Below are 281 nucleotides of genomic sequence, written 5' to 3'. Positions count from 1 at the left end.
GTGGCAGCATTGAAGCTCAACCAACTTGGTTTGGTCACCGCGCTTAAAGTTAATGTGTCGCCCACATCGGTATCACTTGCCGCAAAGGTGTAGCTGTACGCCGCATCTTGAGTGGCGGCAGTGATGGCCGTTGAACTGATGGTCGGCGCATCATTGACGTTGGTCACGATGATGCTAAAGGACTGGTCAGCCGTTAAGCCATCCGTGTCCGTCACTCGCAGTAACACGGGGTGCGCGCCCACATCGGCATTGCTTGGCGTGCCACTTAGCACGCCAGTGGC

General features: G+C 56.6%; 1 protein-coding gene. It reads right to left on the bottom strand.

All coding sequences use genetic code 11. The annotated features are described in order from the left end of the window. Positions 1-281 (bottom strand): putative Ig domain-containing protein (locus BM607_RS21655; protein WP_140393444.1); only part of this gene is annotated, 281 nt, incomplete at both ends.

The sequence above is a fragment of the Shewanella sp. SACH genome (genome assembly GCF_001887095.2).
GTDB classification, from domain to species: Bacteria; Pseudomonadota; Gammaproteobacteria; order Enterobacterales; family Shewanellaceae; genus Shewanella; species Shewanella baltica.
This window is presented reverse-complemented; position numbering and strand designations above follow the sequence as displayed.